Genomic DNA, 13,655 nt, shown 5'->3' on the forward strand with positions numbered 1-13,655 from the left:
TGGCGAGGTTTCGTACTGTGGCCGCTCCTCGGCGAAGGTCATCCGGGCCCTGCACCCGTCCAGTACGCGACGACCGTGGCCTGCCGTCCGTCCACAGCTGGGCGCCGGGCACACCCGCGGCCATGCCGCCTTCGACGCCTTCGACGCCTTCGACCTGTTCAGCCGTTACACCGGCACCCTGGTGTGCGACGACTACGCCGGCTACGACACGCACGAGGAGATCCTCACCGCGCGCCAGCTGTGTAACGCGCACCTGATCCGTTCGGTTCGGGGTGTCGCCGAGGCCGAACCCGGGCTCCAGGCATGGGCGACGGCGATGATCGAGGTGCTGCGTGCGGGCCGGTCGGCCGTCAGTGCGGCCCTGGCCGGGGGCCGCACCTGCCTGACCGGCGGTGAGATCGAGCAGGTCCGCGCCGCCTACCTCGAACAGGCCGCGGCCGGGATCGCCGCCAACAAGGACCAGTGCACCACCAAGGGTGGCCGGCACTCCGGATATGTGCTGGCCAAACGGCTCCACGCCATCCCACCCATGCACGCCATCCGTACCGCCCTGGCTGGCAACGCATGGACACCCCTACGGGCCGTCACCACAACCTGACCCCGTAGCTGGTTACGGTACAGGCACTCTATGAGCCTGTTTTGAATCTTGGGCTCGCCCGGACAGCGGATTCAAACCAGGCTCTTAACGATGTGAATCTGATGCTCCTGCCACAACACCAGATTCACATCGTTCCCAAAGAGCGCCCGGCAACAGTCCCGCGGCGGAAAGAATTGCATCACGATTAGCAATTATGCGATCAGCCATTTGTGGGCCTGTCAGGTTCTGCCTGGCGAGGGCGAAGCACCGCGCCCGCGACTCAACTATCGCCTTTGGGTGCGGCTCTTTTGAAGTGATCGATCATGCTGCGAACATGTAGTTTCTTTGGTGGGCCTGTAGAAATAACGGTGTAACCCTCCGAGAGTGAGGACATGCCGTGAGTGACATGATGGTGGAGGTTCCGCCGGCCCACGAGGCCCCCGCGCTGGATCGACCCGGGGACGACCCGGTGGACCTTCGGTCCTCGGCTTCGACGCACATTGAGGGTTATTATGTGCGTCATGGTCGTGCGCGTCGGAGTCAGAGAACTGCAGCACAACACCGCCCGGGTGATCGAGAAGATCAAGAATGGGCAGACCGTCGAGATCACCGAACGGGGACGGCTGGTCGCCCTCCTCGTCCCCCCTGGACCGTCCCATAAGGCCAGGGACGAACTGATCGCCGCGGGAGTCCTGCATCCTGGTCGCGGCGGTCTGGCTGGCTGGCAACCGTTGGCAGCGCGTCCGGAGATTCCACCGTTGTCCCAGATCCTTGCGGACATGCGCGACGAGGACGACCTATGATCTACCTGGACTCCTGCGCGCTGGTCAAACTGCTCGTCACCGAACCCGAAACCCCGGCACTTGTGGCATTCCTTTCCGCTCACGCCGCCTATCCACACGTAACCACCACCCTGGCCCGCACCGAAGTGACGCGGGTCGTACGCCGTGCAGCACCGAAGGACTCCCAGCTGCACGCAACCGCCGTCGAACTGGTCGATCAACTGGACCAGGTCGAGCTGGAGCGACCGTTGCTCGACCAGGCCGGCATCGTCGCTGATCCGTATGTCCGTACCCTCGACGCGATCCATCTCGCGGCCGCACTCCACCTCGCGGAGGCGCTGACCGCCTTCGTTACCTATGACCACCGACTGGCTGCGGCCGCCCGGGATGCGGGCCTTCCCGTCCGCACGCCGACGTAGACTTGCGTTACGGAGATGGACGGAAGGACGCGCTGATGAGCGAGCCGCTGATCGCGATCCCGCCGGATGGGTGGACCACCGACTACCTTGACGAACTGCCGGTCAGCAACCACCGCTACGAACTGACCGACGGAGCGCTCAGCGTGTCGCCGTCGGCTTCCAACCTGCACCAGGCCCTGAGCGCCCGACTCTTCGCCGCGCTTGACGCGCTCGCGACCGAGCCGTTCGCCCTTGCGATGGCCGTGGACATCCGGTTCGGCCGGCAGCTCACCCGCATCCCCGACCTCATGGTGGTGCGCAGCGACGAACCGGGCCGGCACTGGTTCGCTCCCGCCGAGGTCGTCGTCGCGATCGAGATCGAATCCCCCGGCAACCACGTTGAGGACCGCACCACCAGACCGGCGTTGTACGCCCAGTTCGGCATTCCGTACTACTGGCGGATTGAACCGTCCCCGCCGCGGGTGACGACCTACCGGCGCGGCCGCGGCGACGCCTACACGGTGGCCGGTAGCGGCGAGCGGCTCACCGTCACCGAGCCGTTCCCGGTCGACCTCGACCTCACGGCGCTGCTCCCCCACTGGGCCCGCTGACGACCGGCCGTCCAGAAGATCAGCATTAGTTTGTCGCTGGGTACGCTTATCCGGTCAAAAAGCGTACAGACCAACAAACATGCGCCGATCATGGACTGAATCAGGCAGTCGTGGACGGGATCCGCATTATCTGATCGGCAGTTCAGCCGCTGGGGAGGCGAAAGGTGAGGTCCGCGGTGGGGATGCCGGTTTCCAGCTGAGCCTTCTGCAGATGGCCGGAGTAGTCCCAGTTGACCGCCTGCCACCGGGTGACCTGGTCGAGCACCCAACGTCCGGACTGGCGGGAGCCGTTACCGGACCGGCCGTTGCCACCGAAGGGCAGGTGCGCCTCGGCCCCGGACGTCGAGTTGTTGACGCTGACCATGCCGGCGCTGATCCTGCGGCGGAACCGGAAGACCGTCGCCGGGTCATTGGTGTAAATCGACGAAGACAGGCCGTAACCGGGCGCGTTGGCCAGTTCTATCGCCTCGTCGAGGTGACCGTAGGTGGTGACGCCGACGATCGGGCCGAACGTCTCCTCGCCGAACACCTCGTCCCCGGGACGCACACCGTCGAGGATCACCGGATGGTAGTACAGGCCGGTCTCGGCAACGCCGACGAACCCGTTGCGCGGGCGGGCCGCGTCGATCCGCCCGACCGCCGAGGACCCCGCAACCCGGTGATGATCACAGATGAACCCGAGGGTGTGTTCGAAACCAGCGGCGAACCGCCGATCGAGCAACGGCCCGTAGAGGACGTCCGCGAAGGGGTCACCGATCGTCGCCGCCTGCACCGCGGTCACGAACCGGCGGACGAACTCGTCGTGCAACGACGCGTGCACGATCACTGTGCCCAGCGACGTGCACCGCTGCCCGGCCGTGCCGAAACCGGAGAACACCGCGCCGGCGACGGCGGCGTCCAGATCCGCGTCGGGTGCGACCACCATCGGGTTCTTCCCGCCCAGCTCCAGACAGGGGGTCTGCAGGTGCCGGCCGCACAACTCGCCGATCATCCGTCCGACCTCGGTCGAGCCGGTGAAGCCGACCTTGTCGACGCACCCTGCCTCCAGCGCCCGCTCCAGGCCGGTGAACGTTTCCACCCCCTCGGCGGGCACCAGGCCCAGCACGCCGGCGGGTACCCCGGCATGGTGAACCAGCTCGGTGAACGCCTGGGCGCACGCGGCCGCGTAGACGGCCGGCTTCCACACGACGGTGTTGCCGCACAGCAACGCCGGGACGATGTACCACGCCGGAACCGCCACCGGAAAGTTACCCGCAGTTATCACTGCCATCACACCGACCGGTTCCCGGAAGGTGAACAGCTGCTTGTCGGGCAGTTCCGACGGCACGGTCTCGCCGTAGAGACGCCGGCCCTCGCCGAGGAAGAACCGGCAGGTGTCGATGATCTCCTGTACCTCACCGCGCGCCTCGGCCAGGGGCTTGCCGACCTCGCGGGTGACCAGCCGGGCGAGCGCGTCGGCGTTGTCCTCGACCAGGCGCCCGAGGTTCGCGATCACGGTTCCGCGCACGGGTGCAGGCACATCGGCCCAGCCGGGCTGGGCGTCCCGGGCGATGCGGCAGGCAGCCAGCAGTTCGGCGGGGCTCGCAAGCACGATCTCCGCGACGACCTCGTCAAGATGGGCGGGGTTCGTCGACAGGCTCACCGATCCCATCAGGTGGCCGGGACGCTGGTCAGTACCCGCTCAAGGGCATCCACGCCGAGGGCGAGCTCGGTGGCCGAAACGGTCAACGCGGGCCGGAAGCGCAGTGCCCGCGGACCAGCGGGCAGGACCAGCACATGCTCCTCGGTGCGCAGCCGGCGCACGACCTCGTCGCGGATTCCGGGTGCGGGCAGGTCGATCGCGCACAGCAGGCCGCGCCCGCGCGGGTTGGTCACCAGCGACGGGTGGCGCCGGGCCAGCTCCCACAGGCCGGCCAGCAGCCCAGCGCCGAGCTCGCCGGCCCGGGTGAACAATCCGTCAGCTTCCATGATCTCCAGCATCCGCCGGGAGCGGACCATGTCGACCAGCCCGCCACCCCAGGTCGAGTTGATTCTTCCCGCTACACAGAAGACGTTCTCGGGCACCTCGTCCACCCGCCGGCCTGCCATCACCCCACCGACCTGCACCTTCTTACCGAAGGCGACAACGTCGGGATGCAGGCCCAACTGCTGGTAGGCCCAGGCCGACCCGGTGCTCCCCACCCCGGTCTGGACCTCGTCGAGGACGAACAGCGCGTCATGGACGTGACACAGACGTTCCATCGCGGTGAGGAACTCCGCCCGCAGATGGTTGTCGCCGCCCTCACTCTGGATCGGTTCGGCCAGGAAACAAGCGATGTCGTGTGGATGGCGGGCGAACGCCGCCTCGGCCTGGGCGAGCGCGCCCGCCTCGGCCACGGCGAGGTCGCCCAGCCGGGTGTCGTCCAGCGGGTAGGTGACCGCCGGGGTGTCGATCCGCGGCCAGTCGAAGGTGGGGAAGCGGTCGGTCTTGACCGGGTCGGTGTTGGTGACCGACAGGGTGTAGCCGCTGCGTCCATGGAAGGCGTGGCGCAGGTGCAGCACCCGCGTCCCGAGCGACGGCGACCGCCCCGCCTGGGCGTTGCGACGGCTTTTCCAGTCGAACGCGCACTTCAGGGCGTTCTCGACGGCGAGCGCTCCGCCTTCGACGAAGAACAGGTGGGGCAGCTCCGGGTCGCCGAGGACCCGGACGAACGTCTCGACGAACCCTGCGTAGGCGGCGGTGGCGATGTCGGGGTTGGCCGGCTTGTTGACCGCCGCGGCGGTCAGCTCGGCGAGAAAATCGGGGTCGCCGGTCAGCTCCGGCGGATTGACCCCCAGCGGCGCCGAGGCGAAGAAACTGTAAAGGTCCAGATAGCGCTGGCCGTCACGGGCATCCACGAGCCAGCTGCCACGGCTGTGCGCAGTGTCGAGGACGATGTCGAAGCCGTCGGTGCGGACGTGGCGGCCCAGCACCTCCAGCACCCGGTCCGGTGCGACCGTCGGGTGTGCGACGGCGCGACTCCCCGTGACCAGGGAGATCCGACCCCGCATGGGGACCGCGGCAGGTGTGGTCGACATCCCGCCCCTCCTTCCGCGTACATCTCGCCTGGATCACACCGTGTCGGGGCCACGTCCCACAAGATCTGCTTCTCGTGCGGCCAGCTTCTCGGAGAGACCGATAAACCTTCTGTCAAACCCTCTTGATCGTCAAGATACTATTCTTCCAGACCGGAATCAAGGCAAAATTTTTCCCCCGAGACGGAGGACGTCGCATAGCCGACGTCACCGGAGCAGCGCTGCCACGCACGGGCGAACGCATCAGGGACAATCGGGGACACCATCCGCCAATCGAGCGGGCGGGCGGGTGGCAAGGAGGAGGAAAAGACGTGCTCCAGCCGTTGTCGGACGACGACCCGCGCGAGGTCGGTCCGTACCGTCTACAGAGCCGGATCGGCGCCGGCGGCATGGGCATCGTCTACCTCGGGTTCGCCGCGGACAACAAGCCGGTCGCGGTCAAGGTGCCCTCGCCGGGGCTCGCTGACAACCCCGAGTTCCGCGACCGGTTCCGCACCGAGGTGACCGCGGCCGCGCGGGTGCGCGGCATGTCGGTCGCCGCGGTGATCGACGCCGACACCGACGGCCCACGCCCGTGGATGGCCACCGAATACGTCGAGGGCCGCAGCCTGACCGAGGCGGTCGCCCAGCGCGGCCCCTTCACCGGACGCCTGCTCGACGGGCTGGCGGTCGGGCTCGCCGACGCCCTGGTCGCGATCCACGCGGCCGGGGTGGTCCACCGCGACCTCAAACCATCCAACATCCTGGTCACCTGGGATGGCCCGAAGGTCATCGACTTCGGGATCGCGAGGTCGTCGGACTCGACCAGCCATACCCGTACCGGCGTGCTCATCGGCACCCTGGTGTGGATGGCACCCGAACAGCTACGGGGTGAGCGGGCCGGGTCGCCGACCGACATCTTCGCCTGGGGTGCGTGCGTCGCGTTCGCCGCCACCGGCCGCCAGCCGTTCCGGGGCGAGCGCCCCGAAGCGATCGCCGTCCAGATCATGACCGCCGCCCCCGACCTGACCGGTGTGCCACCGGCCCTCACCGCGGTGCTGGCCCGGACGCTGGACAAGAACCCGGCGCGACGCCCGACCGCCACACAGCTCGTCGCCGGACTCGTCGGGCACGATGTGGTCGACCCCGGCGAGACCGTCCGGGCGGCACACACCGCCCTTGCGCAGTGGTGGTCGTTGCCGCCCACCCCGCCGCAGGCACCGTCCGAGCAGGCGCAGGAGACCTTCCGCTCACCCACATACCGGACGCGGGCCGGCGGCGAGCCTATGCGCGGCGAGCCTTACCGGGGCGGCGAGTCGTACCCGCCAGCCGCACCGCACCGGGGCGGCGAGCCGTACCGGGAGTCGCAACCAAGCCCGGCACAAGCCCGCCGACGTGGCATCTTCGCCGCGGTCCTGGCAACCGTCCTGGCGCTGGCGGTCGTCGGCGGGATCATCGCCGCCATGACATTACGCGGGCACGGCTCCCGCACCGGAGCCGACCGGGGGTTGACGGCAGCCGGGCAGAGCACGCCGGCGGCGACCGCGACCACAACCACCCACCGGAGCCCGACGCCGTCGGGCCGGCCCACTACCGCGACTCCGACCCCCACCCCGTCGCGGACTCCGACACCGACACCGACGCACGGGCCGCTCACCCTCGCCGAGGCGGCGAAGATCGTCAACGAGCAGGGCTACGCGGTGACCGACCAGACCGGATTCCTCACGGGCCGGACCCTCAACGTCCTCATCGGCCGGGACACCGCCTCCGCTGGCACATCCCGCGAGTTCGCGTTCTTCTTCGTCGGCTCCGACATGATCGGTAAGGATTTCAGCGAGCCGAGCGCCGGCATCCATGTCGTGTCCGCGACGCAGATGGTGAGCGTGCTGCGCTACGACCTGTACGAGCCGTCGGACAAGGTGTGCTGCCCGACCGCCGGCACGGCTGATGTGACGTTCCGCTGGGACGGCAAGAAGCTCAGCACCGACCCGTCGACGATCCCGCCGAGCGACCCCAGCGTCCACGGCAGCCGCCGCTGACCGGGTGACAGCGGTGGCCCGACGGGCTACCCGCCGTCCAGCGGGATGACGCGCAGCCGAGCCGCGATGTCCTCGACCTCCGCCGCACCCTGAGCGACATCCATGACAAGGTCGAACGCCGCGTCGTGAGTCAGGTCGACCGTGTGACGGTTGATGTCGAGGAACACCATGGTCGCCAGCCAGGCAAGGCGCTTGTTACCGTCGACCAGAGCATGGTTGCCGGCAACTGAATGCAGCAGCGCGGCGGCCTTGAACGCGAGGGTCGGATAGGCGTCCTGCCCGAAGGCGCTCGAGCGGGGCCGGGCTGCCGCCGCGTCGAGCAGACCGACGTCGCGCACCGGACCGGCGCCCAGGTCGCGTACCAGCGTGAGCAGGTCCTCCAGATCGAGATACGCGACGCGACTCACACTGTGCCCAACCGGACGAGCACATCCCCCCATCGATCGATCATGCGGTTGGAGCTGTCCCGTACTCGGGCAGTGTGCCCGGCCCGCTCGTAGCGCTCCAGAACCGCACGCCGGATGATCTCCTGCCGGGAAATGCCCTCGCTGGCGGCCAGCGCGGTCAGGGCTTCTTCGAGCTCTTGGTCGGTGCGCACCGTAAAGGCCATCCGGTGACGATACCATTCTGATACCAAAAGTGCAGTCGACGGCCGGCACGGGGTGGGACTCCACGCCCCGGTTACCCAGCCACCCGGGGCCGGGCACGAGCGCGGATGGGTTCAGGACGGGTGCGTCGATGGACCGACCGGGCGCTGTGAGCGGCCCGAATCTTCGTGTGTCAGTCGGGTGTGAACAGCATGGTCACGATGCCGACTCTCTTGATCGTTCATCACACACCCGCACCGGCGATGCAGGCGATCCTTGAGACCGTCCGCGCCGGTGCCACCCGACGACGCGATCGAGGACGTGGCCGTGGTGGTGCGGCCGGCGCACTCAAACACTTCTTCGACACCGTCTACTACCCGTGTCTTGACGCTACGGTGGGCCGTCCGTACGCCGTTTACGTTCACGGGAACAACGACACGACAGGCGCCGTGCGCGCTGTGGAGTCGATTGCGACCGGCCTGCGCTGGAAGCGCATGCGTGACCCGGTCACCGTGATCGGTACCCCGGACGCCGTCGCCCGCGAAGCGTGCTGGGAACTCGGTGCCAATTCCCGGTGAGAAATGGCGCGGGATGCCATTGTCGGTAGAACAGATTCGTGGACTTCCCCCGCGCGCTACGCGAACGCCGTACCGGCCGTCATCTCAGTCAGCTCGACCTGGCGCTGCGGGCGGGCACCACCCAGCGGCGACCTCCGTACTCTCCGTTCGAATGCCTGGCTCGCTGGTCGTGTCGGTGCGATGTGACCGCGGACTCCGCTGCGCGCGAAGCCTGCTGCGAGCTGGGCGTCGGCACGGTGGCGCGCCTGATGCCGTAGCGCTCACGTCTGGTTGGGTATCTAGGAGCTTCATGCGCCGTGCATGAAAGCGTGGTAGCATCGACATATGAGCGAGTCCGCCGACGTGGGCATCATCCAGGTGCGCGATGTCGATCCGACGACGCTCGCGGTCCTCCGGGAGCGTGCTAGATCGCTAGGCCAGTCGCTGTCCGGGTACTTGCGGGACCTGATGGATGCTGACGCGGCCACGGAGACCAACGCCGAGGTCATCGCCCGCATTGCCCGCGACAGGGAACCGGTGGAGCTCACCATGGACGACATCCTCGAGGCGCGGGACGAGGGGCGGCGTTGACCCTCACGTACGTGGTTGACTGCTCGCTCGTCATTGATGTGTTGTCCGTCCGCAATGGCGATGAGGTGCTCCGGCAGCGCCTGTCTGCCCCACGCACGCTGCACGCCCCGCACCATCTGGACGTCGAGGTCGCGTCAACAGTCCGCGGGCTTGCCGCCGGAAAGAAGATCACTGACCGTCGCGGCGAGCAGATGCTGGCTGACTACGCGCGCTTGCGGATCACCCGTCATCCGGTCTGGCCCTACCACCCCCGGATGTGGAAGCTACGACACAACCTCGGTGCCTACGATGCCGCCTACATCGCGCTCGCCGAAGCACTCGGCTGCGAACTGCTCACAGGCGACATCAAGCTCAAGAACGCGACCGGACACCGCGCGACGGTCATCGCCACCCGGTAGCCCGTGCGAGTTCGGCGCGAGGTAGCGGCGAGATGCCACGCGGTGTGACCGTCTGGCGCACCCTACTTTCGGGTAAATCTGCGACACCGTCTACTACCCGTGTCTCGACGCGACCGTTGGCCGGCCGTATGCGCTGTACGTCCACGGCAACAGCGATACGACCGGCGCGGTCCGCGGGGTCGAGACCATCGCGACCGGCCTGCGCTGGAGGTGCCTGCGCGATCCAGTCACCGTGATCGGTACGCCACTGATAGGATGCGCGCAGATAATCTACGCATAGACTTTTATGGCAGGAGGTCCCAGGATGTGGTCCTACGAGCACAGCGTCCTGACGGAGGCGGCGCCGGAGGCAGTCTGGCGGTTGTGGGCAGATGTGGCAGGCTGGAGGGCCTGGAACGCGGACATCGACGGGATCGAGGTCAGTGGTCCGTTCGAGGTCGGGAGCGAGATCGTAATGAACCCCGCAGGTGAACAGCCGGTGCGGCTGCGGCTGACTGAGGTTGACGCGCCATGGCTGTTCGTCGATGAGGTCGATCTCGGCGACATTCTGGTCCGCACCACGCACCGCATCGACGCGGTTGACGCGGAGCGCCGCCGCGTGACCTACCGGACGGAGATCACAGGTTCGGCGGCCGACGAGCTGGGAACTCAGGTCGGCCCGGCGATCACGGCTGACTTTCCGGACACGATCGGGGCATTGGTCAGGCTCGCGGAGGCGCCAGCGTCCCGCGACTGACGAAGGTCGACCGATAACGTGGCCTTGCCTCCCGGTGGCAGCCCCGGCTTCCTGCTGTGGCACGCCACGCTGCGCTGGCAACGGGCGATCGCGGCGGCGCTCGCCCCGCTCGAACTCACTCATGTCCAGTTCGTGCTGCTCGCCTCCGTCTGGTGGCTGGGCGACCAGGGTGAGCCTCCCAACCAGCTCGCCGTCGCCGCGCACGCCGGCACCGACGTGAAGATGACGTCACAGGTGCTGCGCACCCTGGAACGCAACGGTTTGGTCAGCCGCGAGACCGACCCGGCCGACACGAGGGCGAAGCTGCTTCAGGTCACCGCAAGGGGCGCCGAGCTCGCCCCCCGCGCGATCGCCGCTGTCGAGCGCGTCGACGCGGACTTCTTCCGTCCCGTCCCGACCGAAGGGGCACTTGCTCTGCTACGCCGCCTGGCTCACCCGGACGGCAGCGGCCGCGCGATCGACTGAACACCCTTGTTGATGTTACTTTTGCGATTACGCATATTTTCCGATCTTGGAAGCGACTGTCGGCAGGCCCTATGCCCTGTACGTGCATGGCGGGAGCGACACGACGGGCGCGGTTCGTTCGGTGGAAACGATCGCGACCGGCCCGCGGCGGCGTCTACGGGAGTCGCGGACCGCTTGGTGCGTCTGCTCTCCGGCGGGACCGTACGTACTACCGCCAAGTGCGTGACGCCTTACGACACCTCGGACGCCCAAGCCCCACCCCCGATCAACGTCAACCAGCGGCGGACTTCGAGCTGGAGGAAATGTCGGGAGAGGCTGCGGGGGCGGGCATGTCCGTCCAGTCGGACCAGTGCGGGCCGGGTAGCCACCACCGGTGCCACACTCAGGTTTGCAGGCTTGAGGTCAGGGTGCACGATCCCGCGCTCGTGGACGACCGCGAGCGCCTCGCGGCGGAACCGCTCCAGCAGCCCCGAATGCAGTTGCCCGTCGCGGATCAGCTTGACCGCGACCGTCCGGCCCAGGTTCAGGTCAACAGCCTGCCAGACCTGTCCCATCCCGCCGTGCCCAGCGGTTTGTCAAGGCGGTACCTGCCAGACAGCGCCGTCCCAGCCCGCATCCGAAACCAGCCCCCATTGGACCAAACCTGCTCATGGATACCGGGCAGCGTACGCGCGTCGAATCGGGCAGACACGCCGTCGCTTGTCCCTACGGGCGGTAGGCGTCGCGGCGGTGATCGATGTCGAGGACGTGTATCTCCCGGCGATCGTCTATGACCCGGTAGCGCACGCGGTATTCGCCGCGTCGTGCCCGCCAGAGTCCTTCGAACGGCTTGCGTAGCGGGGCGCCGACCGCCCGAGGGCGTTCCAGTAGGGGACCTGAGATGAACTCCCACGCCGCGAAGGCCGCTGCCGCCGGCAACTTCTGGCTTAGAGCCCTGCGGGCACCGGGCGAGACAACGAGTCGGTATGGCGGCGGCGCGGGGGGTTCGGGCGTGTCAGCCATCGCCCTGCTCGCGACGTCGTCGCATGATCGCCGCCATCTCGTCGCCGCTCGTGACCTCGCCAGCGGCGATGGCCTCGTCGGCTTCTCGGATTCGGGTCATCGCCCGTGGATCGGAGAGCAGCTCGAGGGTGGCCTCCAACGACTCCAGGTCCTCGGCTGAGAGGAGTACGACGTACTCGCGGCCGTTGCGGGTGATGTGGACCCGTTCGTGGGTGCGGTTGACCTCATCGGCGATCTCGGACAGGCGAACTTTAACGTCGGACAGTGGCAGCGTCTGCATAGACCAGGATTCTAGTCCACGAAGGTCTGTCTGTCAGGTGCCTCACTCCCTGGCGGGCCAGGGATGGCCAGCGGGCAGATGTGACGCGACCGGCACGTGCCTTCCAGCCGGGTCGCCGTGTCGAGCGCGAAGACCTACGGGTGGTGGACGTCTCGTCGATGCCGACTGGAGTGGATCTCTACCAGGTGCTTGGCCTCGTCGATCCGGTAGGTGACGTGGTAGGTCCCGCGGCGCGCCGATGGGACTCCACGCCCCGGTTACCCAGCCACCCGGGGCCGGGCACGAGCGCGGATGGGTTCAGGACGGGTGCGTCGATCGGCCGATCAGGCCGTGTGAAACCCTGTCACCGGATGTGGGGGGCTCCGTGGCGGCAGGCATTCGTATCGGAGTCCGATTCGTATCGGAGTCAGAACCGTCACGGTCGGGGGTGCTGGGGTGACATGGTCGTGGGCGCAGGTGCCGCTCGATCGTGTCGTGCGCCTTACCGAGGCGAGCCCCGAAGCCATCGAATTATCGCTGGAGCCGCTACCCGACGACGCGCCCGCTGTCATCAGCTACCGACCGATCGCCACGACGTCTCCCACATCAATGATCACGAATGTACTGGACGCCCTGGACACGGTCGCGACCGCGCTGTTCCCGGCCTGGCTTCCCGGCGCGGAGCTGCTCGACGGACCAGCCGGCGCGAGTACCGCCGCGGTCCGCTCACTGGCCAGGAAGGCCGCTGCCACCACACCTGATTTCGGGCCTTTTCTCGCCGACCTGGCGCAACGGTCACTGGCCGGCGGGAAGCCGCCGACCGCGACATTCACGGTCGAGGTACGCGCCGTCGGGCTGGCGCGGGTCATCGCAACCGCATTCGGCCGCGCCCGCACCGCCGTCCTCGTGCAGGTACCCGATGGGCTCACACCCGCGGCCGAACGGTCCTTGGCGACGGCATTCGAGTGGCTCGTGTACCACGGCCGTGCCGGCGTGTGGCTCACGGGTGATCCGCTTCAAACCGTGGACCGGATCTGCGCGGCCGCGGTGGACCTGACCGGGACGGTCGCGGAATTCACCCGCCAACAGATGTTCACCGACCCCGCACCCATCGAACGTACGCCCATCAGCTACCCGCCCCTCGCCGGCAGGCCGCATCCGGCGAGCCAGGCCGAACACATCCTGGAAACAGCGCTGGCGGCACGGCCGTGGGCGATGGGACGAACCTGGAATCAGATCTACCGCTTCGGCCCACTGGTCAACCCGGTCCGGCTGGATCTGGCGTGGTCCGCCGAGCGATGTGTGGTCGAGGTCGACGGTCCGGAACACTGTGGGCTGGCGCGCTACGAAGCGGATCGGCGCCGCGACGTGGACCTCCAGCTCGACGGCTTCGCCGTGCTGCGGTTCACCAACACCCAGATCCTTCATGATCTGGATGCGGTGCTGCTCCGCATCGAGCGTTTCATCCGGACCCGACGCCAAGGACAGTGAGCCATTCCCCGCAACGGTCTGCCACGCTCCGTGAGCGTCACTGGCTGTGAAGAGTCCCGGCTGTGGGATCGGGGCGGTGAAAGACGAAACGCGGTGCCTCGGTAGGAAGTTGTCTTCCTACGGATCGAC

General features: G+C 67.8%; 18 protein-coding genes and 2 pseudogenes. 13 read left to right on the forward strand and 7 right to left on the reverse strand.

The window, feature by feature from the left end:
• The 4 genes from U9977_RS08430 to U9977_RS08445 form a co-directional block, all read left to right on the forward strand.
• Positions 1-598: IS66 family transposase (locus U9977_RS08430; protein ID WP_322748632.1), on the forward strand; the 598-nt coding region annotated here is incomplete at its 5' end.
• Between the two features lie 500 nt (positions 599-1,098).
• Positions 1,099-1,380, forward strand: coding sequence for a hypothetical protein (locus U9977_RS08435; RefSeq protein ID WP_322748633.1), 282 nt, complete (start codon positions 1,099-1,101; stop codon positions 1,378-1,380).
• Positions 1,377-1,778, forward strand: a complete 402-nt coding sequence (locus U9977_RS08440) for a type II toxin-antitoxin system VapC family toxin (protein ID WP_322748634.1) — start codon at positions 1,377-1,379, stop codon at positions 1,776-1,778. Before U9977_RS08435 ends, U9977_RS08440 begins: the two co-directional genes overlap by 4 nt.
• A 35-nt stretch (positions 1,779-1,813) precedes the next feature.
• Complete coding sequence (locus U9977_RS08445) at positions 1,814-2,368, forward strand: Uma2 family endonuclease (RefSeq protein ID WP_322748635.1); 555 nt, start codon at positions 1,814-1,816, stop codon at positions 2,366-2,368.
• A 142-nt stretch (positions 2,369-2,510) separates the two neighbouring features.
• Here U9977_RS08445 and U9977_RS08450 read toward each other — a convergent pair whose 3' ends face one another.
• Both U9977_RS08450 and lat read right to left on the reverse strand, forming a co-directional pair.
• The gene (locus U9977_RS08450; RefSeq protein ID WP_416210517.1) at positions 2,511-4,019 is read right to left on the reverse strand and encodes an aldehyde dehydrogenase family protein; all 1,509 of its coding nucleotides are present in this window, start codon (positions 4,017-4,019) and stop codon (positions 2,511-2,513) included.
• The gene (lat, locus tag U9977_RS08455) at positions 4,019-5,398 is read right to left on the reverse strand and encodes an L-lysine 6-transaminase (protein ID WP_416210521.1); all 1,380 of its coding nucleotides are present in this window, start codon (positions 5,396-5,398) and stop codon (positions 4,019-4,021) included. The genes U9977_RS08450 and lat overlap by 1 nt, the downstream gene beginning before the upstream one ends.
• A 335-nt stretch (positions 5,399-5,733) precedes the next feature.
• Here lat and U9977_RS08460 point away from each other — a divergent pair, with 335 nt between their 5' ends.
• On the forward strand, positions 5,734-7,440 hold the full coding sequence (locus U9977_RS08460) for a protein kinase domain-containing protein (protein ID WP_322748638.1): 1,707 nt from the start codon (positions 5,734-5,736) through the stop codon (positions 7,438-7,440).
• 26 nt (positions 7,441-7,466) lie between these two features.
• On the opposite strand, the gene U9977_RS08465 is transcribed toward U9977_RS08460, so the two are convergent.
• Together U9977_RS08465 and U9977_RS08470 are read right to left on the reverse strand one after the other, a co-directional pair.
• Positions 7,467-7,847 (reverse strand): type II toxin-antitoxin system death-on-curing family toxin, encoded by a 381-nt coding sequence (locus U9977_RS08465; protein ID WP_322748639.1) that lies wholly within the window; start codon positions 7,845-7,847, stop codon positions 7,467-7,469.
• A complete protein-coding gene (locus U9977_RS08470; protein ID WP_322748640.1) occupies positions 7,844-8,050 on the reverse strand; it encodes a CopG family transcriptional regulator in 207 nt (68 codons plus the stop codon). The genes U9977_RS08465 and U9977_RS08470 overlap by 4 nt, the downstream gene beginning before the upstream one ends.
• Positions 8,051-8,248: 198 nt before the next feature.
• Between U9977_RS08470 and U9977_RS08475 the strand changes: the two genes are divergently transcribed.
• The 7 genes and pseudogenes from U9977_RS08475 (at position 8,249) to U9977_RS08505 (ending at position 10,774) form a co-directional block, all read left to right on the forward strand.
• Complete coding sequence (locus tag U9977_RS08475) at positions 8,249-8,605, forward strand: flavodoxin (protein ID WP_416210518.1); 357 nt, start codon at positions 8,249-8,251, stop codon at positions 8,603-8,605.
• Between the two features lie 38 nt (positions 8,606-8,643).
• Positions 8,644-8,733, forward strand: a pseudogene (locus U9977_RS26880) (transcriptional regulator); the annotation flags it as partial.
• A gap of 196 nt (positions 8,734-8,929) precedes the next feature.
• The gene (locus tag U9977_RS08485; protein WP_322748643.1) at positions 8,930-9,175 is read left to right on the forward strand and encodes a hypothetical protein; all 246 of its coding nucleotides are present in this window, start codon (positions 8,930-8,932) and stop codon (positions 9,173-9,175) included.
• Positions 9,172-9,573 (forward strand): type II toxin-antitoxin system VapC family toxin, encoded by a 402-nt coding sequence (locus U9977_RS08490; RefSeq protein WP_322748644.1) that lies wholly within the window; start codon positions 9,172-9,174, stop codon positions 9,571-9,573. The genes U9977_RS08485 and U9977_RS08490 overlap by 4 nt, the downstream gene beginning before the upstream one ends.
• A gap of 82 nt (positions 9,574-9,655) precedes the next feature.
• Positions 9,656-9,820, forward strand: a pseudogene (locus U9977_RS08495) (flavodoxin); the annotation flags it as partial.
• A gap of 57 nt (positions 9,821-9,877) precedes the next feature.
• Positions 9,878-10,309, forward strand: coding sequence for an SRPBCC family protein (locus U9977_RS08500; RefSeq protein WP_322748645.1), 432 nt, complete (start codon positions 9,878-9,880; stop codon positions 10,307-10,309).
• A gap of 18 nt (positions 10,310-10,327) precedes the next feature.
• A complete protein-coding gene (locus U9977_RS08505) occupies positions 10,328-10,774 on the forward strand; it encodes a MarR family winged helix-turn-helix transcriptional regulator (RefSeq protein WP_322748646.1) in 447 nt (148 codons plus the stop codon).
• 230 nt (positions 10,775-11,004) lie between these two features.
• On the opposite strand, the gene U9977_RS08510 is transcribed toward U9977_RS08505, so the two are convergent.
• The 3 genes from U9977_RS08510 to U9977_RS08520 form a co-directional block, all read right to left on the reverse strand.
• The gene (locus U9977_RS08510) at positions 11,005-11,328 is read right to left on the reverse strand and encodes a hypothetical protein (protein WP_322748647.1); all 324 of its coding nucleotides are present in this window, start codon (positions 11,326-11,328) and stop codon (positions 11,005-11,007) included.
• A 151-nt stretch (positions 11,329-11,479) separates the two neighbouring features.
• Positions 11,480-11,776 carry a type II toxin-antitoxin system RelE/ParE family toxin gene (locus U9977_RS08515; protein WP_322748648.1) on the reverse strand — a complete coding sequence of 99 codons (297 nt, stop codon included), beginning with the start codon at positions 11,774-11,776 and terminating at the stop codon, positions 11,480-11,482.
• Positions 11,769-12,056 carry a type II toxin-antitoxin system Phd/YefM family antitoxin gene (locus U9977_RS08520; protein ID WP_322748649.1) on the reverse strand — a complete coding sequence of 96 codons (288 nt, stop codon included), beginning with the start codon at positions 12,054-12,056 and terminating at the stop codon, positions 11,769-11,771. Before U9977_RS08520 ends, U9977_RS08515 begins: the two co-directional genes overlap by 8 nt.
• A 435-nt stretch (positions 12,057-12,491) precedes the next feature.
• Between U9977_RS08520 and U9977_RS08525 the strand changes: the two genes are divergently transcribed.
• A complete protein-coding gene (locus U9977_RS08525; RefSeq protein ID WP_322748650.1) occupies positions 12,492-13,526 on the forward strand; it encodes an endonuclease domain-containing protein in 1,035 nt (344 codons plus the stop codon).
• The last annotated feature ends 129 nt before the right edge of the window (positions 13,527-13,655 follow it).

It is taken from the genome of Protofrankia sp. Cas8 (assembly GCF_963555845.1).
Classification (GTDB): Bacteria; Actinomycetota; Actinomycetes; order Frankiales; family Frankiaceae; genus Protofrankia.